Origin of the sequence: Ideonella sp. (genome assembly GCF_036277275.1) — a bacterium.
GTDB lineage: Bacteria > Pseudomonadota > Gammaproteobacteria > Burkholderiales > Burkholderiaceae_C > Ideonella.
Window position 1 is genome coordinate 1 of sequence record NZ_DASUNH010000116.1, and the last position, 25350, is coordinate 25350.

Annotated in this window: 23 protein-coding genes; 19 read left to right on the top strand and 4 right to left on the bottom strand. The window is 67.9% G+C overall.

Annotation, left to right across the window (positions count from 1 at the left end; all coding sequences use genetic code 11):
- A partial coding sequence (locus tag VFY73_RS19205) for a helix-turn-helix domain-containing protein (protein WP_329721751.1) occupies positions 1-567 on the bottom strand: 567 nt, incomplete at its 3' end.
- Positions 568-704: 137 nt separating this feature from the next.
- Between VFY73_RS19205 and VFY73_RS19210 the strand changes: the two genes are divergently transcribed.
- The 6 genes from VFY73_RS19210 to VFY73_RS19235 all read left to right on the top strand — a co-directional run bounded on the left by VFY73_RS19210 (position 705) and on the right by VFY73_RS19235 (position 7005).
- Positions 705-2216: a CoA-acylating methylmalonate-semialdehyde dehydrogenase gene (locus VFY73_RS19210; RefSeq protein WP_329721753.1), complete on the top strand. Its 1512-nt coding sequence runs from the start codon at positions 705-707 to the stop codon at positions 2214-2216.
- 17 nt (positions 2217-2233) lie between these two features.
- Positions 2234-3394, top strand: a complete 1161-nt coding sequence (locus VFY73_RS19215; protein WP_329721755.1) for an acyl-CoA dehydrogenase family protein — start codon at positions 2234-2236, stop codon at positions 3392-3394.
- On the top strand, positions 3391-4176 hold the full coding sequence (locus VFY73_RS19220) for an enoyl-CoA hydratase (protein WP_329721757.1): 786 nt from the start codon (positions 3391-3393) through the stop codon (positions 4174-4176). Before VFY73_RS19215 ends, VFY73_RS19220 begins: the two co-directional genes overlap by 4 nt.
- Before the next feature lie 14 nt (positions 4177-4190).
- Positions 4191-5297 carry an enoyl-CoA hydratase/isomerase family protein gene (locus tag VFY73_RS19225; RefSeq protein ID WP_329721759.1) on the top strand — a complete coding sequence of 369 codons (1107 nt, stop codon included), beginning with the start codon at positions 4191-4193 and terminating at the stop codon, positions 5295-5297.
- Positions 5298-5316: 19 nt separating this feature from the next.
- A complete protein-coding gene (gene mmsB, locus VFY73_RS19230) occupies positions 5317-6258 on the top strand; it encodes a 3-hydroxyisobutyrate dehydrogenase (RefSeq protein WP_329721761.1) in 942 nt (313 codons plus the stop codon).
- 297 nt (positions 6259-6555) lie between these two features.
- Positions 6556-7005 (top strand): hypothetical protein, encoded by a 450-nt coding sequence (locus VFY73_RS19235; protein WP_329721763.1) that lies wholly within the window; start codon positions 6556-6558, stop codon positions 7003-7005.
- A gap of 45 nt (positions 7006-7050) precedes the next feature.
- On the opposite strand, the gene VFY73_RS19240 is transcribed toward VFY73_RS19235, so the two are convergent.
- Positions 7051-7446, bottom strand: a complete 396-nt coding sequence (locus tag VFY73_RS19240) for a winged helix-turn-helix domain-containing protein (protein WP_329721765.1) — start codon at positions 7444-7446, stop codon at positions 7051-7053.
- Between the two features lie 459 nt (positions 7447-7905).
- On the opposite strand from VFY73_RS19240, the gene VFY73_RS19245 reads away from it, so the two are divergent.
- Positions 7906-9153 carry a glycoside hydrolase family 5 protein gene (locus tag VFY73_RS19245; protein ID WP_329721767.1) on the top strand — a complete coding sequence of 416 codons (1248 nt, stop codon included), beginning with the start codon at positions 7906-7908 and terminating at the stop codon, positions 9151-9153.
- 8 nt (positions 9154-9161) lie between these two features.
- Here the strand turns inward: VFY73_RS19245 and VFY73_RS19250 are convergent, their stop codons facing one another.
- Positions 9162-10163, bottom strand: coding sequence for an aldo/keto reductase (locus tag VFY73_RS19250; RefSeq protein ID WP_329721769.1), 1002 nt, complete (start codon positions 10161-10163; stop codon positions 9162-9164).
- A 156-nt stretch (positions 10164-10319) separates the two neighbouring features.
- Between VFY73_RS19250 and VFY73_RS19255 the strand changes: the two genes are divergently transcribed.
- Positions 10320-11291 (top strand): AraC family transcriptional regulator, encoded by a 972-nt coding sequence (locus VFY73_RS19255; protein WP_329721771.1) that lies wholly within the window; start codon positions 10320-10322, stop codon positions 11289-11291.
- Positions 11291-11929 carry a VOC family protein gene (locus tag VFY73_RS19260; protein WP_329721773.1) on the top strand — a complete coding sequence of 213 codons (639 nt, stop codon included), beginning with the start codon at positions 11291-11293 and terminating at the stop codon, positions 11927-11929. Before VFY73_RS19255 ends, VFY73_RS19260 begins: the two co-directional genes overlap by 1 nt.
- A 16-nt stretch (positions 11930-11945) precedes the next feature.
- On the opposite strand, the gene VFY73_RS19265 is transcribed toward VFY73_RS19260, so the two are convergent.
- The gene (locus tag VFY73_RS19265) at positions 11946-12560 is read right to left on the bottom strand and encodes a DUF2239 family protein (protein WP_329721775.1); all 615 of its coding nucleotides are present in this window, start codon (positions 12558-12560) and stop codon (positions 11946-11948) included.
- A 254-nt stretch (positions 12561-12814) separates the two neighbouring features.
- Between VFY73_RS19265 and VFY73_RS19270 the strand changes: the two genes are divergently transcribed.
- The 10 genes from VFY73_RS19270 (at position 12815) to VFY73_RS19315 (ending at position 25346) form a co-directional block, all read left to right on the top strand.
- Positions 12815-14383, top strand: coding sequence for a PilN domain-containing protein (locus VFY73_RS19270; RefSeq protein ID WP_329721777.1), 1569 nt, complete (start codon positions 12815-12817; stop codon positions 14381-14383).
- Positions 14383-15195 carry a hypothetical protein gene (locus VFY73_RS19275; protein WP_329721779.1) on the top strand — a complete coding sequence of 271 codons (813 nt, stop codon included), beginning with the start codon at positions 14383-14385 and terminating at the stop codon, positions 15193-15195. Before VFY73_RS19270 ends, VFY73_RS19275 begins: the two co-directional genes overlap by 1 nt.
- 2 nt (positions 15196-15197) lie before the next feature.
- Positions 15198-15722 (top strand): hypothetical protein, encoded by a 525-nt coding sequence (locus tag VFY73_RS19280; protein ID WP_329721781.1) that lies wholly within the window; start codon positions 15198-15200, stop codon positions 15720-15722.
- Positions 15719-17374, top strand: coding sequence for a pilus (MSHA type) biogenesis protein MshL (gene mshL / locus VFY73_RS19285; RefSeq protein WP_329721783.1), 1656 nt, complete (start codon positions 15719-15721; stop codon positions 17372-17374). Before VFY73_RS19280 ends, mshL begins: the two co-directional genes overlap by 4 nt.
- A gap of 20 nt (positions 17375-17394) precedes the next feature.
- On the top strand, positions 17395-19104 hold the full coding sequence (locus tag VFY73_RS19290; protein ID WP_329721785.1) for a GspE/PulE family protein: 1710 nt from the start codon (positions 17395-17397) through the stop codon (positions 19102-19104).
- A 160-nt stretch (positions 19105-19264) separates the two neighbouring features.
- Positions 19265-20512 carry a type II secretion system F family protein gene (locus VFY73_RS19295; protein WP_329721787.1) on the top strand — a complete coding sequence of 416 codons (1248 nt, stop codon included), beginning with the start codon at positions 19265-19267 and terminating at the stop codon, positions 20510-20512.
- Between the two features lie 18 nt (positions 20513-20530).
- Positions 20531-21025, top strand: a complete 495-nt coding sequence (locus VFY73_RS19300; RefSeq protein WP_329721789.1) for a hypothetical protein — start codon at positions 20531-20533, stop codon at positions 21023-21025.
- Positions 21026-21078: 53 nt separating this feature from the next.
- Positions 21079-21450: a type II secretion system protein gene (locus VFY73_RS19305; protein ID WP_329721791.1), complete on the top strand. Its 372-nt coding sequence runs from the start codon at positions 21079-21081 to the stop codon at positions 21448-21450.
- Between the two features lie 37 nt (positions 21451-21487).
- Positions 21488-24871, top strand: a complete 3384-nt coding sequence (locus tag VFY73_RS19310) for a LamG domain-containing protein (RefSeq protein ID WP_329721793.1) — start codon at positions 21488-21490, stop codon at positions 24869-24871.
- Positions 24852-25346 carry a type II secretion system protein gene (locus VFY73_RS19315; protein WP_329721795.1) on the top strand — a complete coding sequence of 165 codons (495 nt, stop codon included), beginning with the start codon at positions 24852-24854 and terminating at the stop codon, positions 25344-25346. The genes VFY73_RS19310 and VFY73_RS19315 overlap by 20 nt, the downstream gene beginning before the upstream one ends.
- The last annotated feature ends 4 nt before the right edge of the window (positions 25347-25350 follow it).

The window sequence follows — 25350 nt, forward strand, 5'->3', positions numbered from 1 at the left end:
ACCGGGCTGCAGGCCCAGGTCCTGCGCCAACGTTTCGGCCAGCCGATCGAGGCTGTCGATGTGGTTGGTGCGGCGGTTGAAGTGGTCGCGCACCGCTTCGTGCGGCAGCGGTGACAACGCCATGCGCTGCTGCTCGCCGCCCAGCTCGCCGTAGAACCGGTCGACCGTCTGCTGGTGCTCTTCCTGCAGGCGCTGGTGACGCTGGTACAGCGACAGAAACGCCTCCACCAGCTCGGGCGCCTGCTCGATCATGCGCGCCAACTGGGCTGGCGCGACGGACTCGCGGCTGAGCGTGCGGTCGTGCAGTGCGCTGTCCAGCTCGGCCAGCTGGCGCTTGTCCTGCTCTTCGGAGAACTGCGCGACGTCACCGCCGAATACCTCCGCCAGGCGCAACAACACGCTCGCGGTCACCGGCCGCTGGTTGGTCTCGATCTGCGAGACATAGCTCAGCGACAGGCCCAGCCGCTCGGCCAGCAGGCCCTGGTTCCAGCCCAGCTGTTCACGCAGCCGGCGCACGCGTGGGCCGACGAAAAGCTTGCGAGTGGTAGCAGGCGAGGCAACGCTCATTTCACAAGGTTCGCAATTTTCACTGGCGGCTTGCGAAGCAATTCGCAAGTTTTCCTTTTCACATCAAGCACTTGTTGAGCGTTGTGGAATCGGTGGATAGATTCTGTGTGAAGTTTCCCGACCTGACAAGGACACCCATGAACACCCAAGCCCTGCCCTGCATCCCGCTGCTGATCAACGGCGAACTCGTGGCCTCGCGCAGCACCGAATGGCGTGACGTGGTCAACCCGGCCACGCAAGAAAAGCTGGCCCGCGTGCCGATGGCCACGGCCGGCGAGGTTGAAGCCGCAGTGGCCGCCGCGCGCACCGCGTTCACCACCTGGCGCAAGGTGCCGATCGGCCAGCGCGCGCGCATCTTCCTAAAGTACCAGCAACTGATCCGCGACAACATCAAGTCGCTGGCCACCACGCTGAGCGCCGAACAGGGCAAGACGCTGGCTGATGCGGAAGGCGACGTCTTCCGCGGCCTCGAGGTCGTCGAGCACGCCGCCAACATCGGCAGCCTGCAGATGGGCGAGCGCGCGCACAACGTGGCGGTGGGTGTCGACACCTACACGCTGCTGCAGCCGCTGGGCGTGTGCGCCGGGATCACGCCGTTCAACTTCCCCGCCATGATCCCGCTGTGGATGTTTCCGATGGCGATTGCCTGCGGCAACACCTTCGTGCTGAAACCGTCGGAGCAGGATCCGATGGTCACGATGCGCCTGGTCGAGCTGGCGCTCGAAGCCGGCATCCCGCCGGGTGTGTTGAATGTGGTGCACGGCGGCGAAGCGGTGGTCAATGCGCTGTGCGACCACGCCGACATCAAGGCGATCTCGTTCGTCGGCTCCACACGCGTCGGCACGCATGTGTACGAGCGCGCGACGCTCGCGGGCAAGCGCGTGCAATGCATGATGGGCGCGAAGAACCACGCCATCGTGCTGGCCGATGCGCACAAGGAGCAGACGCTCAATGCGCTGGTGGGCTCGGCCTTTGGTGCCGCGGGCCAACGCTGCATGGCGGTGTCGGTCGCAGTGCTGGTGGGCGCGGCGCGTCAATGGGTGCCCGAGCTCGTCGCCAAGGCCAAGCTGCTGAGTGTTGGCGCAGGCAACTCGGCGGGCACCGACGTGGGCCCGGTGATCTCGTGCTCAGCGAAGGAGCGCGTCGAAGCGCTGATCGCCCGTGGTGTCGAAGACGGTGCGACGCTGGCACTCGACGGCCGTCTGCCGCCGCTGGACGGCCGGCTGAAAGAAGGCAACTTCATCGGCCCGACGATCTTCACCGGCGTCAAGCCCGGCATGGCGGTGTACGACCAGGAAATCTTCGGCCCGGTACTGTGCGTGACCGAAGCCGAGTCGCTCGACGACGCGATCGCGTTGATCAACGCCAACCCGAACGGCAACGGCACGGCGATCTTCACGCAATCGGGCGCGGCGGCCCGCAAGTTCGAGGATGAGATCGACGTCGGCCAGGTCGGCATCAACGTGCCCATTCCGGTGCCCGTGCCGCTGTTCTCGTTCACCGGTTCACGTGCGTCGAAGCTGGGTGACCTGGGGCCGTATGGCAAGCAGGTGATCCTGTTCTACACGCAGACCAAGACGGTGACCGCACGCTGGTTCGACGACGACAGCGTGGCCGGCGCGGTGAACACCACCATCAGCCTGCGCTGACGCACCAAGGTCCGATCATGGACTTCGAACTCAGCGACGACCAGCGCGCCTTTGCCCAGGCGGCGCGCGACTTTGCGCTGGCCGAGATGGCGCCCTTCGCCGCCGGTTGGGACGCGGAAGCAACCTTCCCGCGCAGCACCTTGCGCCACGCAGGCGAGCTGGGCTTTTGCGGCTTGTATGCCAGTGCCGAGCATGGCGGCCTCGGCCTGCCGCGGCTCGACGCGACGTTGGTGTTCGAAGAGCTGGCCGCCGCCTGCCCGTCGACCACCGCGTACCTGAGCATCCACAACATGGCGACGTGGATGGTCACCGAGTTCGCACGCCATGAGGTGGCCGCAGTCTGGGGCCCGGCGCTCGCCAGCGGCGCCAAGCTGGGGTCCTATTGCTTGACCGAACCGGGCGCCGGCTCCGATGCCGCCTCGTTGCGCACCAGCGCGCAGCGCGACGGGGATGTCTACGTGCTGAACGGCGGCAAGACTTTCATCTCAGGCGCCGGCGCCACCGACGCGCTGGTGGTGATGGCGCGCACCGGTGGTCCAGGCGCGGCTGGCATCTCGGCCTTCCTGGTCGCAGCCGACAGCCCCGGCATCGCCTACGGCCGCAAGGAAGAGAAGATGGGCTGGAACAGCCAGCCCACCCGCGCGATCGCGTTCGACGGCGTGCGCGTGCCCGCCAACCATCTGCTCGGCGAAGAAGGCCAGGGCTTCAAGATCGCGATGCAGGGGCTGGACGGTGGGCGCATCAACATCGCCTGCTGCTCGGTCGGCGCCGCGCAAAGCGCGCTGGTCGCAGCGCAGCGCTACATGCACGAGCGGCGCCAGTTCGGCAAACCGCTGGCTGACCTGCAGGCGCTGCAGTTCAAGCTGGCCGACATGGCCACCGAGCTGGTGGCCGCGCGCCAGATGGTGCGCCTGGCCGCCGCCAAGCTCGACGCCAACTCGCCCGACGCGCAGGTCTATTGCGCGATGGCCAAACGCCTGGCCACCGACATCGGCTTCACCGTCTGCAACGAAGCGCTGCAGATCCACGGTGGCTACGGCTACACGCGCGAATACCCGCTGGAACGCTACCTGCGCGACGCGCGCGTGCACCAGATCCTCGAAGGCACCAACGAACTCATGCGCGTGATCGTCGCGCGCCGTTTGCTGCAAGACCACGCACCGGAGACCATTCGATGAACGATTCGTACCAAGGTTTGAAGCTTGAGAAGCGCGAGCACGTCGCCGTCGTCACGCTGAACATCCCACCCGCCCATACCTGGACAGCCGAGAGCCTGAGCGCCCTCATCCGCCTGGTGAAGGACCTCGACACCGACCGCAGCATCTATGCGCTCGTCATCACCGGCGACGGCGAGAAGTTCTTCAGCGCCGGCGCCGACCTGAAGCTGTTCGCCGATGGCGACAAGGGCGTGGCCGCGACGATGGCACGCCGCTTCGGTGAAGCCTTCGAAACGCTCGCGGCCTTCCGTGGCGTGACGATCGCCGCGATCAACGGCTACGCGATGGGTGGTGGGCTCGAATGCGCGCTGGCCTGCGACCTGCGCGTGGTCGAGTCGCATGCCCAACTCGCCTTGCCCGAGGCCACCGTCGGCCTGCTGCCCTGCGCCGGCGGCACGCAATGGTTGGCCTGGACGGTCGGCGAAGCGTGGGCCAAGCGCATGGTGCTGTTGGGTGAGCGCGTCGACGCCGAGACTGCGTTGCGCATTGGCCTGGCGGACGAACTGGCGCCAAAGGGCCAGGGCCTGGCGCGTGCATTGGCGCTGGCCGAAAAGGTGAGCAAGCAAAGCCCGAGCAGCGTCGCGGCCTGCAAGCGCCTGATCCAGTCGGCGCGCCACGCGCCGGCGCACGCCGCCTTGCCCGGCGAGCGCGAAGCCTTCATCGGCCTGTTCGACACCGAAGACCACCGCGAAGGCGTGCAGGCATTTCTCGGCAAGCGCCCGCCCGTGTGGCACAACGCTTGAGCGGAGCCATCGGGATGACTGTCCTGCTCCGCGAGATCACCACCGCCAGCGGCCACCGCTTCGGCCACGCGACGCTTGCCGCACCGGCCAGCCTGAACGCGCTGTCGCTGGCGATGATCGACACGCTGGCACCGCAGCTCGACGCCTGGCTGGCCGACCCGGGCGTTGTCGGCGTCGTGCTCGACGGTGACGGCGACAAGGCCCTCTGCGCCGGCGGCGACGTGCTGGCGCTGTACCGCAGCATGCGCGAGACCGAGCCCGGCGAAACGCCTCGCGAGGCCGCCGCGTTCTTCGAGCGTGAGTACCGGCTGGACCACCGCATCCACACGGCGCGCAAGCCCATCGTCTGCTGGGGTCACGGCATCGTGATGGGCGGCGGGCTCGGCCTGATGGCCGGTGCCTCGCACCGCGTGGCCACCCCCGCCACACGTATCGCGATGCCCGAGATCACGATCGGCCTGTACCCCGACGTCGGCGGCAGCTGGTTCCTGCCGCGCATGCCGGGCCGCGCGGGCCTGTTCCTCGCGCTGACGGGCGCCCCGCTGAACGCTGCCGACGCCGGATTCGCTCAACTGGCCGACATGGTGTTGCCGCACGAGGCCAAGAGCGCTGCGTTGTTGGCGATGGCCGAGGCTTCATGGCACGGCGAGCGAGACGCCGACGATGCTCAGCTGACGCGCCTGCTGCACACCCAGGCCATCGGCCTGCTCGACTCGCCGCTGCGGCGCCACGCCGATCGCATCGACGCGTTGATGGCCGGCGACGACCTCGGCGCGATTGCCGAGCGGCTGCGCGACCTGGCCAGTCATGAAGACCCCTGGCTCGCTGCAGCCGGCAAGACCTTCAGCAAAGGCTCACCAACGTCAGCCGCCCTGTCGTGGGCCCTGTGGCACCGTGCCCAAGAGCTGGAGTTGGCCGACATCTTTCGCCTCGAGTACCAGGTGTCGCTCGGCTGCTGCATCCATGCCGACTTTGCCGAAGGCGTGCGCGCGTTGCTGATCGACAAGGACAAGAAGCCGCGCTGGCAACCGGCAACGCTGGACGCGGTGACCACCGCCCACGTCGACGCCCATTTCATTCCCCGCCACACCGGCCCGCACCCACTCGCCGATTTGACCTGACCTTAGAAAGACACTGACCATGCGAACGATTGCCTTCATCGGCCTGGGCCACATGGGTGCGCCGATGGCGCTGAACCTGCACAAAGCCGGCTTCGCCGTCCAAGCCTTCGATCTGAGCGCTGCGGCCTGCGAAAGCGTCGCCTCGCAGGGCGTGACGGTCGCCAACTCAGCGGCAGCGGCTGTCGAAGGCGCCGACGTCGTCATCACGATGCTGCCTGCGAGCAAGCACGTCGAATCGCTTTACCTCGGCGAGGGTGGCCTGCTCGGCGCGATCGCCGGCGGCACATTGCTGATCGACTGCAGCACGATCGCACCGGCCACCGCCCGCGTCGTCGCCCAAGCTGCCGTCGCACGCGGCCTCGCGATGATCGATGCCCCCGTCTCCGGCGGCACCGCCGGCGCTGCCGCAGCCACGCTGACCTTCATCGTCGGGGGCGAGGCTGACGCGCTGGAACACGCCCGCCCCGTGCTGCAAGCCATGGGCAAGAACACCTTCCACATGGGTGGGCACAGCGCTGGCCAGGTCGCCAAGCTGTGCAACAACATGGCGCTCGGCATCATCATGGCCGCGACCAGCGAAGCCTTGGCGCTGGGCGTGGCACATGGCCTGGACGCCACCGCTTTGTCGCAGATGATGGCCGTGAGCACCGGCCGCAGTTGGGCCACCGAGGTGTGCAACCCGTGGCCCGGCGTGCTGCCCAACGCGCCGGCCTCGCGTGGCTACAGCGGCGGCTTCGGCAACGACTTGATGTTGAAGGACCTGGGGCTTGCAGCGGAAGCGGCGTTGGGTGTCGGTGCGGCCATCCCGCTGGGTGAGCTGGCGCGCAACCTCTATGCGCTCAACAGCCGCGCGGGACGCGGTGGGCTGGACTTCTCCAGCATCCAGCGCCTGGTGCGGAGCGATCCAGGCATGGCCACCGCATCGCTCAACGATGCCACGCCACCGGCCCTATCGCCTTGAATCGGTGCCCCCACCGCCGGCGAGCCTCGTTCACTTGAGAGCGCCCCAGGGCCGGGCTGCGCCCAGCCCGCGCCCGCGAGGGTTCAAGAAACTCGGGAACGGCCCTTCGTTTCTTGCGAGATTCCTTCGCTTTCATTGCCGACAAATCCACCGCGGCGTGCTGAGAGATTCCATCGCGACTTCAGCGCGTCGCGAAGCGAACTTCATAACCTGAAAGTGGTGACGGTGAGCTTTCAACGCAGTGTGGCTGCAACGGAAGCCATCTTCGCCTCAACCATCAATTTCAGGAGAAATGCAATGAAACTCGAAAGGCTCACCCAGGCGCTGTTGGTCGCGGGACTGCTGATCACCACGGCCACCACGGCCTCGGCCGCCCGCCAACGCGGCGGCGCCGACCCCTCCCCCGCGGCGGCCGATGTCGAGGCGGTGTCAAACGCACCGGCGATCACCTGCCCCGCTGGCTTCTACTGGGTGGGTGCCACGCTGTGCATGACGGGCGCCCTCGGTCCGACGTCGTTCGCCAACGCCATGGCCTATTGCCAGGCCATCGGTGGTTCGGTGGCCGGCTACGGCGCGTGGCGCTATCGCATCCTCTATGGCGATGGCATTGCGGCACCGGTGGGCTGGTGGCTCGGCCCCATCACGGCAGACGACAACGCCCTCTACGTCAACTCGGGTGACGTGGGCAACTTTGACGGTGAAGGCAGTCGGTTCGACAGCCGCTACTACGCCTGCTCGAAGGGCTGACGCAGTCGCTTCGGCTGCAGGGGCCCTTCGGGGCCCTTTTGGCCTTTACGCATCGGCGTGCTCAAGAGCGCCCCCAGACCTGTCGCTTCGCGCCAGGCCCCCCGAGGGGGTTGAGTCAACTTGGGAACGGCCCTGCGTTGACTCAAGAGCCACGAACCGATAGCCGAAGCCCGTCAGCGTGCGCACATAGCGATGCGGCTGGCTGCGATCGTCAAGCGCCAACCGGACATCCTTGATGGTGCTGGCCAGGGTTTCGTCGCTGATGACCCGCGGCGACCAGACCGCCTCGCACAACTCGTCCTTGGGGACGGCGCGCGGGCTCTGCTCGATCAGGTAGCGCAAGCACTCATAGGCCTTGCGCCGAAGCTGAACTTCCTGGTCGTCGCGGAACAGAGCCCGGCGCAGGGTGCACAGGCGGTACTCCCCAAAGGCATGGATCACGAAGGCCTCGCAATGGATCGAGGGGCCAACCTCACGGCGGTCCCAGCTGAATGTCGGCGATTCAATGCGGCTCGCTTGCTCCAGCAGCCGACGAGGCGAACCTTGAAGCGGCGCTGCCTGTCACCGCGTAACCCGCATCTTTTCGATGCGTCCACGGCCGTGCCACGGCATGGCCACCGCGTCTTGCCAGACCTCCAGCAGGCACATGAGCCCCGTCTGATCGCCACCTTGAACGGCAGTGTGCGGACATCCGGTGGCCTCGGCATCCTACGGGTTGGTGAGTACGTACCCCCCATTTCTCGTCCGCACGTCACCGCGGCATCGCCCGCCTTCGAGGCGTTGGCACGATTGGGTTTCAACTGTTACTGCCCGCCATTCGGACTCGGCAGCTTTCTTCAAGCCTGGCACTGCGCGGCCACCTACATTGGGTCGATCGTTCAACGTCACAGGTGGAGCGCCATGTCCAAGCACGCTGCCGCACGGATCGCCACGCTGATCAGCGCTCTGTTCCTCGCCGCGCCCGCCCAAGCCCAACCTCCCGAATCCTGGCAGGGCCTGCGCGTCGACGGCCAGCGCATCGTCGACGCCGCCGGCAAGAACTTCGTGATGAAGGGCTTCGGCGCCGGCGAGTGGACCAACGTCGAGGCCTACATGATCGAGTGGCCCGATGGCGATGGCAAGTACCTCTGGTACTACGGCCACACGCGCATCCACGAGACGCTGGCCGGCATGATGAGCCCGTCTGCCTACGACAAGTACTGGCGGGACTGGAACCACAACATCGTGACCGAAGACGACTTCGCGCGCATGCAGCGCTGGGGCGTCAACACACTGCGCGTCTCGATCAACCACCACTGGCTGTCGCCGTCCGACGGCGTGTACCTGCAGAGCGGCTGGGACTGGCTCGACCAGATGATCGCGTGGGGCAAAGCGCACGACATCCACATCGTGCTGTGCATGCATGCGGCACCGGGCGGGCAGAGCAACGAGCTGATGTCCGACACGGTCGACGGTGTGCCGCATCTGTGGACCGAGCCCGAGATCTACCAGCCTTGGACGATCCGCCTGTGGCAGGCCATCGCCGCGCGGTACGCGAATGACACGACGGTCGCCGGCTACGAACTGCTCGACGAGCCGATCGTCTACAAGAACAACCCGCGCGGCGGCGGCGACAAGCTGCGTGCCTTCTACGTGAAGGTCACCGATGCGATCCGCGAGGTCGACCCGAACCACATCATCTTCGCCTGCGGCACCGAATGGTGCGGCTCGCCGGCCGCGATGCGCACCATCCTGCCGCCGTGGGACGACAACATGGCGCTGGTCTTCCACAAGTACTGGGACAAGAACAACCAAGACTCGATCCAGGGCTACCTCGACATCCGCAGCAAGCACAACGCGCCGCTGTGGAATGCCGAGACCGGCGAGAACGGCAACGCCTGGGCGCAAGGCATGGTCGACCTGCTCGACAAGCACAACATCGGCTGGGCGTGGTGGACCTACAAGAAGGTCAACAACAGCACCCAGCCGTGCAAGGTCCGCGAACCGGCGCGTTATGCCAAGGTGCTGGACTATGTCGAAGGCAAGGGACCCAAGCCCTCGCAGTCAGCCGCCGACACGATCATGCTCGAACTGGCCGCGAACACCGCCAGCTCGAAATGCATGTGGAACGACGGCCTGTTGCAGGCGCTGTTCAACACCGATCACTAAAGGCTGCGTCAGCCATTGACCATCGCCATCCCTGCGGCCGGGTAGCGATCACCAGCCACGGGATGCTCGGCGAGCAACTGGTCGAGTTGCTGCAGCACCGCGGCATCGAGCCCCAAGGTCGCGGCGGCGGCGTTCTCGTCCAGCCGCGCGATCTGGCGGGTGCCCGGAATCGGCACGATGTCCGGCCCGCGGTTGAGCAGCCAGGCCAATGCCAACTGGGCTGGCGTCGCACCGTGCTGCGTCGCCAAAGCCTTCACCGCATCGGCCAGGGCCAGGTTGCGCACCATGTTGTCACCCTGGAAGCGGGGGTTCTGGCGGCGCCAGTCGTTCGCGTCCAGCACGTCGGCACTGCGCATCGCACCGGCCAGGAAGCCGCGGCCCAGCGGTGAATAGGGCACCAGCCCAATGCCCAACTCGCGGCAGGTCGGCAGGATCTCGGCCTCGACGTCACGCGTCCACAGCGAGTACTCGGTCTGCAGCGCGGCGATGGGGTGCACCGCCGCGGCGCGGCGGATCGTCGCGGGCGAGGCCTCGGACAAGCCAAGGTACCTCACCTTGCCAGCCTTGACCAGCTCGGCCATCGCGCCCACCGTCTCTTCGATCGGCACCGTGCGGTCGACGCGGTGCTGGTAGTACAGGTCGACGTGGTCCAGGCCCAGCCGCAGCAGGCTTGCATCGCAGGCACTGCGCACGTACTCGGGCCGCCCGTCGACCCGGACGAAGGTGCCGTCCTCGGCGCGCACGTTGCCGAACTTGGTGGCGATCACCACCTCATCGCGTCGTGCCTTCAGCACCGGTGCCAACAGGCGTTCGTTGCTGCCCACGCCGTACATGTCGGCCGTGTCGAAGAAATTGATGCCGATGTCCAGCGCGTGGTTCAACACCGCCAGCGAACGTTCGTCTTCGGCGGCGCCGTAGAAATCGGACATGCCCATGCAGCCGAGGCCGATCGCGGAGACGGCGAGATCGCCTTGGCCGAGATGACGTCGGGGGTAAGTGGTGGTGCTCATGCTGCCTTCTCCTTGCGGGTGTGTTGTGGATGGCCGTCAGCGTAGGCGCCCACCGCCGCGCAGCGATAGTCGATTGCTGGTGCATGCTTGCCTGATCCTCCAGAACCATGTCCCCACGCGCTGTGCCGCCGCGCGCGCCGCTCCACAATCAGCGCCATGGTCGATACCGTCTGGCCCACGCCACCCGACACCGTTTCACGCACCAGCGCCTCGCCGCCGCCGGATGGGCGGCAGGACGAGATGGTGTCAATCGCTTGCCAGTTCGCGCGCACCACCGGCTCGCACGAAACCGCCATCCGCGGCCTGCACCTGATTCGCGCCGACGGCCCGGGCCAGCGGCTGCCCGCGGTCTACGAGCCGGGCGTGGTCGTGGTGCTGCAAGGGCGCAAGCAGGCGCGGCTGGGCAACGCGGTGTTGGGTTACGACCCGCTGCACCACCTGATCGTGTCAGTCACGATGCTGCCGACCAGCCAGATCATCGAGGCCTCGCCCGAGGCGCCGTACCTGTGCCTGCGGCTGAACGCAGACACCAGCGAACTCGCTTCGCTGCTGCTTGATGCCGGGCCGGCCGCCGCGGCGGCGCCGAGCGCCCCGACGCTGGACCGCGGCCTGCAGGTCGCACGCAGCTCGCCCGCGATGCTCGACGCGGTGCTGCGCCTGCTGCGCCTTCTGCGCACACCTGCCGATGTGCCGGTGTTGGCGCCCCTGGCGAAGCGCGAGATCTTCTACCGGGTGCTGACCGGGGAGCTGGGCCACCGGCTGCGTGCACTGGCGGTTGCCGAGAGCCATGCCCAGCGCATCGCCCGCGCAATCGAACTCGTCAAGCGCCGCTATGCCGAACCCCTGCGCATCGACGATGTCGCCGAAGCCGCGCACATGAGCCCTTCGAGCCTGCACCTGCACTTCAAGCAGGTCACCTCGATGTCGCCGCTGCAATACCAGAAGCAGCTGCGTCTGCACCACGCCCGCCAGCTGATGATGGCCGAAGGCCTGGACGCCGCGGTCGCCGCACATCGCGTCGGCTACGAAAGCCCGTCGCAGTTCAGCCGCGAATACCGGCGCCTGTTCGGCGCACCGCCACGCACCGAGATCCAGCAGGCACTTGGCACGGTGGGGTCGGCGCGCTGATGCTGCGGCTGGATCACATCACCGTCGCCGCGCTCGACCTGGCCGATGGCGTGGCCTGGGCACAAGAGCGACTGGGCGTCGAGATCCCGCGCGGTGGCGAGCACCCGCTGATGGGCACGCACAACCACCTGCTGCGCCTGGCCGACGACCTGTTCCTCGAAGTGATCGCGCCCGACCCGGCCGCCGCGGCACCGGCGCGTGCCCGCTGGTTCGGCCTGGACAGCCCGGCCACGCAGCAGGCCCTCGCGTCGTCGCCCCGGTTGTGGACCTGGGTCGCACGCACGGCCGATCTCGACCAGGCGCTGCGCGAGGTCACCGGCAGCGCTGGCCCCGCCGTGCGCGTGACCCGCGGCGCGCTGTCGTGGCTGATCGGCGTGCCGGACGATGGCTCGATGCCCTTCGACGGCGCCTTCCCGACCCTGATCGAATGGCCACCCGGCCCCCACCCGGCCAGTCGCATGGTCGGGCGCGGCTGCAGCCTGCTGAGGTTCACGGTGCACCATCCGCAGGCCGATCGGATCGCCGCGCAACTCGAACCTCGCTTGAGCGACCCACGGGTGAGGTTCGAGCCAGGCCCGACTTGCCGCCTCGTGGCAGAGATCCAGACGCCGAACGGCGTGCGCGTGCTCGATCAGTAGACAACCCCAGCGGAGTTCAGAGCTCGTCGCTGAACGCCAGCGTCGTCGCGTGGTCGGCCAGGTCGGCGGGCCAGGCAGCGACCAGTTCGACGAAGCGCTTGCGGTCGTTGGCGAACAAGGCCCGCGTTGCCTCCTCATAACCCGGCAGGTCACCGGCAATGGCCGACATGAAGTGGTAGGCACGCTCCTGCGCCTTGCGCTGCCGGTCCTTGTCGCCGTGCACGCGCCGCGCCTCGTCGACCAGCTTGCGCAAGGCCACCGATGCACCGCCAGGCTGCGATGCCAACCATGCCCAGTGCCGCGGCAGCAGCGTCACCTCGCGCGCCACCACGCCCAGCTTGGGCCGGCCTCGCCCCCGCGGTTCGCTGGCGGGCTCTTCCGCCTCGTCGAGCACCGCCTGAGCCGCCGTCAAGCCGAGCAAAGCGGCCAGGCGGGTGACGACCTCGTCGTCCGAGCCCCGCGTGTCGATGTCGACGCAGCGGCCGGTCTGGTCATCGAAGACCAGCACCGGGCCGGCGGCCCCGCTGTCCAGCGCCCGCTTGGCCCGCAGCGCCACCACCTGCAGGGGGCCTTGCGCAATGCGGCGAAAGCCATCGAAGCCGGTGTACGAAGGAAAGGTGTCGGGTGTCATGGGGAAACCGCTTTTTGCGTCCATCGAAGAGACGACGTATTTTTACCCGGATCAAATGATGACGTCAATAGTACCCGGGTAAAACTCCACGACGCGGCTTTGAACACAACCCGGCGCCGGCCGCCATTGGCAATCGGCATTCCCGCAAAGAGCAGCCGACTCAGGCACCTTAAGGCTGCATTCCTGGTGCTTTTCGATCGACTGGTGCGGGGCCGGAACGCCCACCATTGGCGGTGAACGATCACTCTCACCCCGTGCCTACCATCTCAATGCGTCATCGTCTTGTTGCTGCCGGTTGGATTGCCTGCGTACCGCAAGCGGCCGGCCTGCGCCTGGCGCTGGTTGAAGCCGGCGAACGCCCCGTCGTGCGCTGGCTGCACAGCGAGGCGGCTCGCGCTTCGGGTGCCGTGCTGCGCCGGGCGCGCCGGGCCCTGCCGCGTGGTCGTTGGGCCAGCGTGGTGTTGCTCGAGCGCGGCAAGTACCAGCTGCTGCAGGCCGAGGCGCCCGAGATGCCGCCCGAGGAGTGGCGCGATGCGTTGCGCTGGCGGTTGAAGGACCAGGTCGAATTCCCCGTCGATGGCGCCGCCATCGACCTGCTGGCAATGCCGCCGCAAGCCGGCCCGCGCAACCAGCGCACCCTGATTGCCGTGGCCGCACCGGCCACCGCCCGCGAGGCCTTGCGCCGCGACGGCGAAGACGCCGGCTGGCAATGGCAGGCGATGGACGTGGCCGAGACGGCACTGCGCAACCTGAGCGGGCTGCTGGCCAGCCCGAACCGCGGCCATGCGCTGCTGCACCTGGGCGAGACCTACGCAACGCTGGTCATCACCGTGGCCGGCGCATTGCTGCTGTCGCGCCAGGTCGAGGTGGCCCGCGCCCAGTTGGTCGACCCCGACGAACACACGCGCCAACAAGCGATGGAACGCGCCGGCCTGGAGCTGCAGCGCACGCTCGACGGCTTCGACCGCGTCTTCAGCCAGGTGGCTGTCGAGCGGCTGGACGTGCTGCCCGGCGCTGGCGCCGAAGGCCTGGCCGACTTCGCCCGCGAATTGCTTTACGTACCGGTGCTGGTCGCGAAGATCGCCGACAAGCTCGACACCTCTCAGCTTCCGACCGACACCGACCTGAGCGACCACTGGCTGGCCATCGGAGCCGCGCTGCGCCGCCCCGATGCGCCTGCGATCACCGTTGCCGATGCCGGCACCGAACCCACCGAACAGCGCCAGGCCGACCTGAACCTCGACCCGCCGAGCCTGCGCCCACGCCCGCAGCCGTGGCGTGCCAGCCAGGGCCTGCTGGCACTGGCCGGCGCATCGGCAGGCATCTGGGCCTTGGCCCACGGCCTGGACGCCTGGGCCCAATACCGACAACAGCAGGCCGATGCGCTGGCGCAGTCGCTGCCGCAGCAACGCGCCCAGCTCGAAGCCCGCGACCCCGGCGGCGCCGACGCCATCCAAGGCCTGGCGGCCGAACGCAACCGGCTGCAGAGCCTCGAAGCCGACCAGCGCCACCTGCGCGCGCAGATCGACGAACACATGAAGCGCGGCGCCGGCGGCTACACGCCTTACTTCATGGCGCTTTCGCGCCAAAGCCAACCCTCGGTGTGGATCACCGGCTTCAGCGTCGCCCCGAACAACGGTGCGATCGAACTGCAGGGCCGCATGATCGACGCTGCCGCGCTGCCCAGCTACCTGCAACGCCTGAACCAGGAAGGCAGCTTCAAGGGCCGCCAGTTCGCCCGCCTGCAGCTGGCCCAGGGCGAAGGCCTGACCGAGTTCACGCTCGCCGGCATCGGCGCCGATGCGACCGCGGGAGCGAAATGATGGACTGGCAAGACCGCCTCTACGACCTGCGCCAGCGCGCACTCGCACAAGCCCGCCGCTTCGACGCCCGCCCCAAGCGCGAGCGGGTGATGATGATGCTGGCCACTGCCGCGGTGCTGCTGCTGGCAGGTGACCGCTTTTGGCTGACGCCGGCCTTCCGCCACTTCAGCGCCGCCTCATCGGCACTGGCCGTGGCCCGTGTCGATCAGCAAAACCTGACCGAAGAATCCGAGCGCCGGCGCGTGGTGGGCGACGCCCAGCGCCGCGAACTCGACGCCGACATTGCCCAGTGGCGCCAACGCACCACCCAGGGTGCGCAGGCGCTGGCCGACACGCAAGCCGGCCTGATCGGCCCGGACCGCATGGTCTCGCTGCTCGAACAGATGCTGCCCAAGCAAGGCAGCGTCAAGATCGTCGGGCTGAAGACGCTGCCGCCGCAGGACGCCCGCCTGCCCTTGACCGCGCCGAGCGCCACGCCGAACGCCTCGATGCTGCCCGCGGGCGCCGCCTCGGCCGTGCCGACACTGGCCAACGCGCTGGCCACGCCGACCAGTGCGACACCGGTGCCCGCCGCGGCGACCGCGGCCGTTCTGCCGGCCACCGCAGGCGCCCCCCTCTTCCGCCACGGCGTCGAAATCACCGTCGAAGGCCCTTATGGCGACCTGATGGGCTACCTCTCGTCGCTCGAGAGCTTGCCCGGCCCCCGCCTGTTATGGGGCGGCGTCAAGCTGAAGGTCGAAAAGCATCCCACCGTGCAGCTGAGCCTGACGGTCTACACGCTGAGCCTGGACCGGGCCTGGCTGGAGCTGTGACGATGAATTCACTCACCGCCCTGCGCTGCTTCGTGGTCGGCCTGTTGCTCGGTGCCTTCACGGTCGCCTTTGCGCAGCCGGCCGCCACCGCCTGGGCCGATCCTACCCGCCCGGCGGGTGCATTGGCCGCCGATGCCGGTGCCTCGGCACCGCGCGCCGCCCGCGCCGCGGCCGCCGCCTCGGCTGCTGCGCCCGCCGTGCCGCAACTGCAGTCGCTGCAGGTCGGCGCCAACGGCCAATCGACCGCGCTGGTCGACGGCCGCGTCATGCAGACCGGCGACGCACTCGGTGCCGCGCGCATCGTCGCCATCGACGCCGACGGCCTGACGCTGCGCGACGCCAAGGGCCGCACCGAGCGGCTGCTGTTGATCAACGCCGCGATCGCCAAGCGCGACAGCGGCTCGCCGGCGCCGATGGCAACGGCCCCCCACAAAGATTCGCGGCCGATGGCGGCCGCTCTTGCGACCGGTGCTGCCGTACCTGCCGGCTCCCTTGGTCGCGGCGGACGCGAAGGACAACGCCCATGAACTCCATCACCCTTGCCCCCATTCGCCGCCGTGTCACCGCGCTGGCCGCCGGCCTGGCCATGGTCGCCGGTGCCCACGCCGCCGACCCCGGCCGCTTCGACCTGTCGGTCAACAACGCACCGGCCGCCCAGGTCTTCATGCAGATCGGCACCGGCACGCCCTACAGCATGCTGGTCACGCCCGAAGTCTCGGGCAATGTCTCGGTCACACTGAAGAACGTGACGGTGATCGAAGCCCTCGAATCGCTGCGCGACCTCTACGGCTACGACTTCAAGGTCACCGGCACCCGCGTGCTGGTGTTGCCGAACACGGTGCAGTCGCGCCTGTTCAAGGTCAACTACCTGCCGGGCCGCCGCCAGGGTGGTTCGGACCTGCGCGTCAGCACCGGCTCGGCCGCGATGTCCGGTGCCGGCTCGCCTGCGCCAAACGGCAGCAACAGCAACGGCAGCACCAGCACGCCGTCCACGCCGACGCCGGGCCAGAGCAGCCGCGCCGTCTCCGACAGCGCGCAGGTCCGCACGACCAGCGACGCCGACTTCTGGACCGAGGTGCAGGCCTCGCTGAACGCGCTGGTCGGCAACACCAACGGCCGCGGCGTCGTGTTGAACCCGGCCGCCGGCGTGATCGTCGTCAAGGCCACGCCGGCCGAGCTGATCCAGGTCGAGAAGTACCTCAGCGCGATCCAGCTGTCGATCGAGCGCCAGGTGATGCTGGAGGCCAAGATCGTCGAGGTCACCCTGTCGAAAGACGCGCAGGCCGGCATCAACTGGGCAGGCTTCGGCCGCGTGCTGGGTGACAAGCTGTCGGCTTCGTTCGGCATCGTCGGTGCAGGAACCGTGCTCGGCACGACCGGCGCGATCGGCAACAACGACGTGGCCACCACGCCGGCCAGCAACATCAACACCAATGCCACCGGTCGCGGCTTCTACGGCCTGGCCCTGCAATCGCCCAACTTCGCCGCGCTGATCAACTTCCTGCAGACCCAGGGTGATGTCTCGGTGTTGTCCAGCCCGCGCATCGCGACGCTGAACAACCAGAAGGCCGTGCTGAAGGTCGGCAGTGACGAGATGTTCGTCACCGGCATCACGACCAACACCACGACCAGTGGCACCAACGCCATCTCGTCGCCGACGCTGACGTTGACACCCTTCTTCTCCGGCATCGTGCTCGACGTGACGCCGCAGATCGATGCCGACGGCGTCGTGATGCTGCACGTGCACCCGGCCATCAGCAACGTGGCCGAGAAGACCAAGGCGATCGACCTCGGCTCGCTCGGCAACTACCGCCTGCCGCTGGCCGCCAGCACGGTCAACGAGAGCGACAGCATCGTGCGCATCGGCGACGGCCAGATCGTCGCGATCGGTGGCCTGATGGTCCAGACCAACGCCAACAACAGGAGTGGCGTGCCAGGCCTGCAAGATGCACCGCTTGTCGGCGGCCTGTTCCGCCAGACCAGCGACGTCAACTCCAAGCGCGAGCTGGTGATCCTGATCAAGCCGACCATCATCCAGAGCAACGGCGCCAACTGGCCCGACGCACCGACCGCGCAGATGGGCGCCGGCACGCCGATCGCCCATGTCGAGCCCGCCACCACGAGCCGCGTGGCGATCCCCGGTTCGGGCCTGAAGCTCGACAGCACGCTGACCCGCTGATTTCCTGAGACGCGACCCCGATGGCCCGCCCCGAACGCATCCGCCTTGGTGACCTGCTGATCCAGGAGCAGTTGATCTCGCAAGAGCAGCTGGAGAAGGCACTCGCCGAACAGAAGCAGTCCGGCCGCAAGCTCGGCCGCATCTTCATCGACTCTGGCTTCGTCACCGAAGTCCAGATCGCGAAGGCAGTGGCGCGTCAGCTGCGTGCACCGTTCGTCGAACTGACCGGCCGCATGATCCGGCCCGAGATCGCGCGCCTGCTGCCCGAAGGCCAGGCGCGGCGCATGCGCGCGCTGCCGCTGGAAGAAACCCCGGCCGGCCTGCGCGTGGCGATGGCCGACCCGACCGACATGGCGGCGTGGGACGAACTGAACCGCCTGCTCAAGCGCGAGATCGACCTCGCGGTCGCCGCCGAAAGCCAACTGCTGGCCGCACTCGACCGCAGCTACCACAGCACCGAAGAAATCGCCGGCCACGCGCAAGCGCTGCAAGCCGACCTGGCCAACGTGACGCAGGAGTTCGGCGACCTGCTGGGCCTGTCGACCGCGACCACCGAAGACGCGCCGGTCGTGCGTCTGCTGCACTCGGTGTTCGAAGAGGCGCTGCGCGTGCGCGCATCGGACATCCACATCGAGCCGCAAGAGCGCACGCTGCGCATCCGCTTCCGCATCGACGGCGTGCTGCACGTGCAGACCGAGGCCGACCCGAAGATCGCCACCGCGGTGGCACTGCGGCTGAAGCTGATGTCGGGCCTGGACATTTCCGAGAAGCGCCTGCCACAGGATGGCCGCTTCAACGTCAAGCTTCGCAACGGCACGGTCGACGTGCGCATTTCGACCATGCCGACGCAGTACGGCGAGTCGGTCGTGATGCGACTGCTCAGCCAGAGCGGCGGCCTGCTGTCGCTGGACAAAGTCAACCTGCCACCCGCCGTCAACGAGGCCCTGCGCCGCGCCATCGCCCGCCCCAGCGGCATGGTGCTGGTCACCGGCCCGACCGGCTCGGGCAAGACGACCACGCTGTACGCGGCGCTGAACGAACTGAACGACAGCGAACGCAAGATCATCACCGTCGAAGACCCGGTCGAATACCGCCTGCCCGGCATCAACCAGGTGCAGGTGCTGGACAAGATCGACCTCAGCTTCGGCCGGGTGCTGCGCGCCGCATTGCGGCAGGACCCGGACGTGATCCTGGTTGGCGAAATGCGCGACCAGACCACCGCCGAGATCGGCCTGCGCGCCGCCCTGACCGGCCACCTGGTGCTGTCGACGCTGCACACGAACGATGCGCCGTCGACGCCTATGCGGCTGATCGACATGGGGGTGCCTCGCTACATGGTCGCGATGTCGCTGGCGATGGTGCTGGCGCAGCGTCTGGTGCGCGTGATCTGCAGCCAGTGCTCGGAAGGCTACACGCCGAACCCGCACCAGCACGAATGGCTCAAGCTGGAGTTGGGCGACGAGGTCGACCGCCACCGCTTCCGCCATGGTCGCGGCTGCCCGGTCTGCAACGACACCGGCTACTCGGGCCGCACGGGCGTCTACGAGTTCATCGAGATGACCCAGGAGCTGGTCGAAACGATGAACCACGGCCACGCGCCCGATTTCGCCCGCGCGGCCAAGAAGCAGATGGGCAAGGGAACGCTGCGCGGCGACGCGGTGCGCCTGGCCACCGAGGGCCGCACGACGATCGAAGAAGCGATGCGTGTGGCCACGCAGCTGGACGGATGAGGCACGACGTGCAACCAACGCTGCTGAAGCGGGCTGAGCGCTGGGCCGCTCCCGAGCCAACCGCTCGCTGGCGTGAGCCGTCCACCGGACGCCTCACGTCCGCGCTCGCCCCCCTGGGGGATCTGCCGATGTACCCATCGGACGAGGGGTTGAGTCTCAAATGATGCGTTACGCCTATACCGGCCGCAGCGCGGCGGGGCCCGTCAACGGCACGCTGGAAGGCAGCGATGCCGGCGCCGTGGCCGACCTGCTGCTCGCCCGCGGTGTGACGCCGCTGCGCATCGAGCCGGAAGAAGGCGCGGTGGAGGTGGTCGAGGGTGCGTCCAAGCCGATGCTGGAGCGGCTGAAGGCCATGCTGCAGCCGCCCGTGCACACGGTCGACCTGATGCTGTTCTGCCGCCAGTTGCACACGCTGATGCGCGCCGGCGTGCCGATCCTGCGGGCGCTGCTGGGCCTGCAGGAATCGGCCACCCACCCCGGCATGAAGGCCTGCCTGGGCGAGGTGCGGCGCAGCCTGGAGTCCGGCATCGAGCTGTCGATGTCGTTCGCCCAGCAGTCGCAGCTGTTCAACGGCTTCTTCGTCGCGATGGTGCGGGTCGGTGAGATGACCGGGCGCCTGGACGAAGTGTTCGACCGCCTGTTCCAGCACCTCGAGTTCGAGATGTTCATGCACCAGCAGGTGAAGTCCGCGCTGCGCTATCCGATGTTCGTGGTGGCGGCGATGGTGGCCGCCATTGGTGTCATCAACGTGATGGTGATCCCGGCCTTTGCCGGTGTGTTCGCGAGCTTCAACGCCGAGCTGCCGCTGCCGACCAAGATCCTGCTCGCCACATCCAAGTTCACGATCGATTTCGGCTGGCTGCTGGGCCTGGCCGTCGTCGGCGCCTTCTTCGGCTGGAACACCTGGCGCCACACGCCAGCCGGCAAGCTGAGGTGGGACGAGTTCGTGCTCAAGATGCCGGTGGCCGGCAAGATCGTCCGCAAGGCGATGCTGGCCCGCTTTGCGCGCGGCTTCTCGATGGCACTCAAGAGCGGTGTGCCGATCGAGCGTGCACTGGCCGCCGTCGCGCAGACGGTCGAGAACGCCTACATCGCCAAGCGGGTGGACGGCATGCGCGAAAGCGTCGAGCGCGGCGATTCGATCACCCGCTCGGCCGCGGCCACGGGCGTGTTCACGCCGGTGGTGCTGCAGATGATCGGTGTCGGCGAAGAGACCGGCGCGATCGACGAGTTGATGGAAGAAGTCGCCGACCTGTACAGCAACGAGGTGCAGTACGAACTGAAGACCCTGAGCCAGCAGGTCGAGCCGATCCTGATCGTCTTCCTCGGCGCGCTGGTGCTGGTGCTGGCACTCGGTGTCTTCCTGCCGATGTGGGACCTGGGGCGTGCCGCCTCGGGCAAACACTGACGACCGCGATGGATGCCCATGATTTCCAGATCCGCCCGTCTGTTCGGCCTATCGCGCTTCGAATTCGCGGTGGCGGTGGCGCTGATCGGCGTGCTGATGGCATTGGCGTTGCCGCGGCTGGCCGACTCGCGTGTGGCCGCGCGCCAGGTGCAACTGAAGATGCTGATGGCCACCACCCAGGCCACGGTCAACTTGTTTCGGCTGCGCTGCGAGGCGATGCCCCTGCCGCCCGCAGGCGAGCCACGCTGCGGCCAGGTGCTCGTGCAAGGGCAGAAAGTGGTCGGAATCCACGGTTGGCCCGCGGCCAGTGCCGATGGGATTGCGATAGCCGTCAATTCCTGGGGCGACACAGCCGATATCGACTGGCGACCCGACCGGATCGATGGTGTACCCGCCTTGCGGGTGCGCCTGAAGACGGGGGGGATTGCCGGCGCATGCGAGTTCATCTACGCCCAGGCGGCATCGCCGGGTGCGGCCCCCCGCATCGAGCTGACTGATGCGACCTGTTCCTGAAGTACTCGAAACCTGTTCCTTTCCCTACTTTCCTTTGTCATAGGAGTTTTGCCATGAAACGTATGCAAGCCGGCTTCACGATGATCGAACTGATCGTCGTCATCGTCATCCTCGGTGTCCTGGCCGCCGTCGCCATGCCCAAGTTCGTCGACGTCTCGTCGGAAGCCAAGGCCGCCGCCCTGCAAGGCGTGGCCGGTGCCGCCACTTCGGCGATGAACGTCAACTACGGTGCCCGCAAGGTCGCGCCGGCCAAGGGCGTTGCCGTTGCCAACTGCACTGACCTGCAGAACGTTCTGCAAGGTGGTGTGCCCGCTGGTTACACCGTCACGGCTGCGGCGATCGCTGCTGAAGCATCGGTGAGCTGCACCATCACCCAGGACGACGGTGGCGCCACCGCCACCTTCACCGGTCTGGGCATCAACTGACGCCACGATGCCGCAAACCGCGGCATCATGTGCGCTCATGCTGAGCACCCTGGCACGCCAGAGTCAAGACAGAAGCGCGGCCCCGCCGATGTGGCGGGCCGCGCTTTCTTTGCTTTGGGGGCTGCTGTTCCTGCTCCCGCTGTCATCCCAGGCAGCCACCTACACCTTCAAGAGCGACACCTACGCCTGGGAGACCGCCGCCAACGCGATCACCTGGGACCGGACCTGCACCCAATACCCCGGCGACGACGACAAGGCCACGATCAACCTGACCGGCGGCTTCACCTTCACCTTCGCGGGTACCGCCTATTCGTCGGTGCGGGTGCTGGCCAACGGCATGCTCCAGTTCGGCGCCGACACCGGCTTCTTCCGCAACTACACCAACGCCAATCTGCCGGCGGGCACCGCCACGGCCTACGGCGGGTGCGCCGCCGCCGCGACGGCGCGGGTCATCATGGCCTACTGGACCGACCTGGACCCCAGCCGCGCCGGCTCCGGCAACGTGACCTGGGAACAGAAAGGCACGGCCCCGAACCGCCGGCTGGTGGTCTCGTGGAACAGCGTCTACCAGTACAACACCAACACGCCGTACGCATTCCAGGTCATCCTGTACGAGAACGGCGAGTTCAAGTACCAGTACGGCAACGCCAACGCAACCGGCTCGAATGCGACGATCGGCGTGCAGGTCTCGGCCACCGACTTCACGCTGTACTCGTACAACAGCGGCTACAACGCCAACGGCAGCGCGATACGGTGGTTCCTGCCCAGCGGCACGCCGACGCGCCTGGCCGAGTACCGGATGGACGAATACTCGTATGCCGGCAACGTCGGCGAGGTCGCCGACAGCACCGGCAACGGCTATGGCGGTGTGCGTGTCGGCTCGGCGTCGAGCAGCGCCAGCGGCTACGTCTGCCGCGCGGTTGACATCCCGGCCAACACCGACACCTCGATCTCGGCGGTCGACACCACGATCGACATCGACTCGGCGCTGGGCGCCGACGGCGGCATCAGCTTCTGGTACGCCAGCAACCGCAACTGGGCCAGCTCGCCCGAGGCCCAGCTGTTCGACGCCAGCGGCTCGGCGAGCCGGCCTTTCTACCTGGCGCGCAAGAGCACCGGCGTGCTGCGGTTCGGGCTGTCCGACAGCGCCGGCACCGTGCTCAGCGCGCAGTCCGGCGTGCGGGGCATCAGCGCCGGCACCTGGACCCATGTCGCGGTGACGTGGCGCCTGGCCGCCGGAACCAACCAGAGCACGCTGCGCATCTACATCGACGGCGTGCAGGCCGGCGCCGTCACCGGCACCACCAATGGCACGCTCGACCCGAGCCTGCTGACGCTGTTCCTGGGCGACAACCGGACGACCGCCATCCCGGCCAATGCCACCTCGGCCTCGGCCAACGGACGTCTCGACGAAGTCAAGGTCTACAACTACGAGATCAGTGCGCTCGAGATCGCAGCCGACATGGCGGTCAGCCACAGCTGCCTGCCACCGCTGCACCACGTCGAGATCCGCCACGGCAGCGGCACCGGCCTGACCTGCACCCCCAGCACATTGACGGTGGCGGCCTGCCAGGATGCGAGCTGCGCAACCCCCTACACAGGCGGCCTGACCGGCACACTCACGGCCACCGGCACACCCAGCGTCGTCTGGCCCGGCGGCGCCAACTTCACGATCGCCTCGGGCGCCAGCACCACGACCACCGACGTGCAAGTGACCACGCCGGGCAGCGTGGACTTCGGCACATCCGGCCTGAGCCTGACGCCCAGCAACTCGACCAGCTGCGACTTCGGCAGCCCGGCGTGTAGGTTCACCGCCAACGACGCAGGGCTGCAGTTCAGTGTTGCCGATCACGCTTCCGACACCGCGCAGACTGTCAGCGTCACGGCCGTGCGCAAGTCCGACAACGCACTCAGCTGCACGCCAGCCTTTGCCGGCGTCAGCAAGGCGATCACCTTCACCTGCGGCTACACCAACCCGGCGAGCGGCACGCTGCCTGTTCGCGTAGCAGGGAACAACGTCGCATGCGGTGGCGCCGGCCAGGCAGTGACGCTGGCCTTCGACGCGACCGGCACCGCCAGCACCACGGTCCAATACGCCGATGTGGGCCAGATGAGCCTGAGCGGCAGCTACACCGGCAGCGGCAGCGACGCGGGCTTGGTGATGACCGGCACCGACAGTTTCATCGCGGCGCCGGCTTCGTTCGCGTTCAGCAACTTGCCCGCCGGGCCGATCAAGGCCGGCGTGAGCTTTTCGGCCACGCTGACCGCACGCAACAGCAGCAACAACGCGACACCGAACTTTGGCAATGAAACGGTACCCGCCACGCCGACAGTCGCCTTCGTGCGCCGCCAGCCGACCGGCGCTGGTGCCAGCGACGGCGTCTTCAGCGGCAGCTTCGGCAGCTTTGCCAGCGGTATCGCAACCGCCAGCAATCTGGCATGGACCGAGGTCGGCAGAGGTGACCTCACGGCCACGCTCAGCAACTATCTCGCCAGCGGCCTGTCGGCCAGCGGCACCACTGGCGTCGGCGGCGCCGTCGGCCGCTTCACGCCGCACCACTTCGACACCAACGTCACGCAGGCCTGCGCCGCTGGCAGCTTCAGCTATTCGGGCCAGCCCTTCACGACGCGCATCACGGCCGAGAACGCGAGTGGCAACACCACCGTCAACTACGACGGCAGCGCCGCCACCACGCCCAGCTTCGCGCAAGCGACGACGCTCAGCGACGCCGGCTTCGGCCTCGGCAGCTTCGACGCGGCGGCCAGTGTTGCGGCCAGCCAGTTCACAGCCGGCGTTGCCACCGTGACGCCTGCCTACACCTTCACCACCAAGCAGACCTACTCGGCCACTGCGATGACGGTGCGCGCGACCGATGCCGACGGCATCAACTCGCAGGTGGCGTCCGGCGGCGTCGAGGGCAGCACCATGCTGCGCAGTGGCCGGCTGCAGCTGTCCAACGGCTACGGCAGCGAGAAGAGCAGCCTGGTGCTGCCAGTTCGCGTTGAATACTGGAGCGACTTGGCCTGGGTGCTCAGCAGCAACGACAGCTCGTGCACTGGCGTGATCCCGGCTTCGGCGTTGGCGATGTCGAACGTGCGCGACCACAAAGGCAACGCCGGCAGTTGGACCACCACCGGCTCGGCGATCACGATCACCGGCGGTGTCGGCACACTGACGTTGACGGCGCCCTCCGGCGGCGCCACCGGCACCGTCGACCTGGCGTTGAACCTGGGCAGTACCGCCGCCGATCAGTCGTGCCTGACCACCCACCCGGCCAGCACCGGCGCCAACCTGCCCTGGCTGCGCTCACGCAACGGCAGTTGCGCCGCCGGCTGGGCGGCCGACCCCTCGGCGCGCGCCTCGTTCGGCGTCTACAGCCCCGAAACCCGCAAGACCGTCCATGTGCGCGAGATCTTCTAAGCGTTGCCCCAAGCCGCAGCGCGGGTTCACGATGGTCGAACTGATCGCCATCCTGATCCTGGTGGGCGTGATGGCCGCGGTCGCGATGCCCAAGCTCGACGTTGCAGTCAGCCTGCGCAACGACACCGCGCGCGACGAAGTGCTGGCCGCGCTGCGTTATGCCGGCCAGACGGCGCAGTCGCATCGCCGCCTGGTCTGCGCCGATGTCAGCGCGACCGCCGTCACGCTGCGCATCGCGACGAACCGGCCGGCATCGGCCTGCGACAGCGCTCTGACCGGCCCCGACGGCGGCACAAGCTTCACCAGCAACCCCGGCTCGTCGACCTTCACGCTGTCGCCCGGCGGCACGATGTACTTCCAGCCCGACGGCCGCGTGACCACCGATGGCGCCGGCACCGCCGCCAGCGCGCGCACGCTGGCGATCACCGGCGTCAGCAGCATCACCGTGGGCGGTGAGACGGGTCTGGTCAGATGACGCA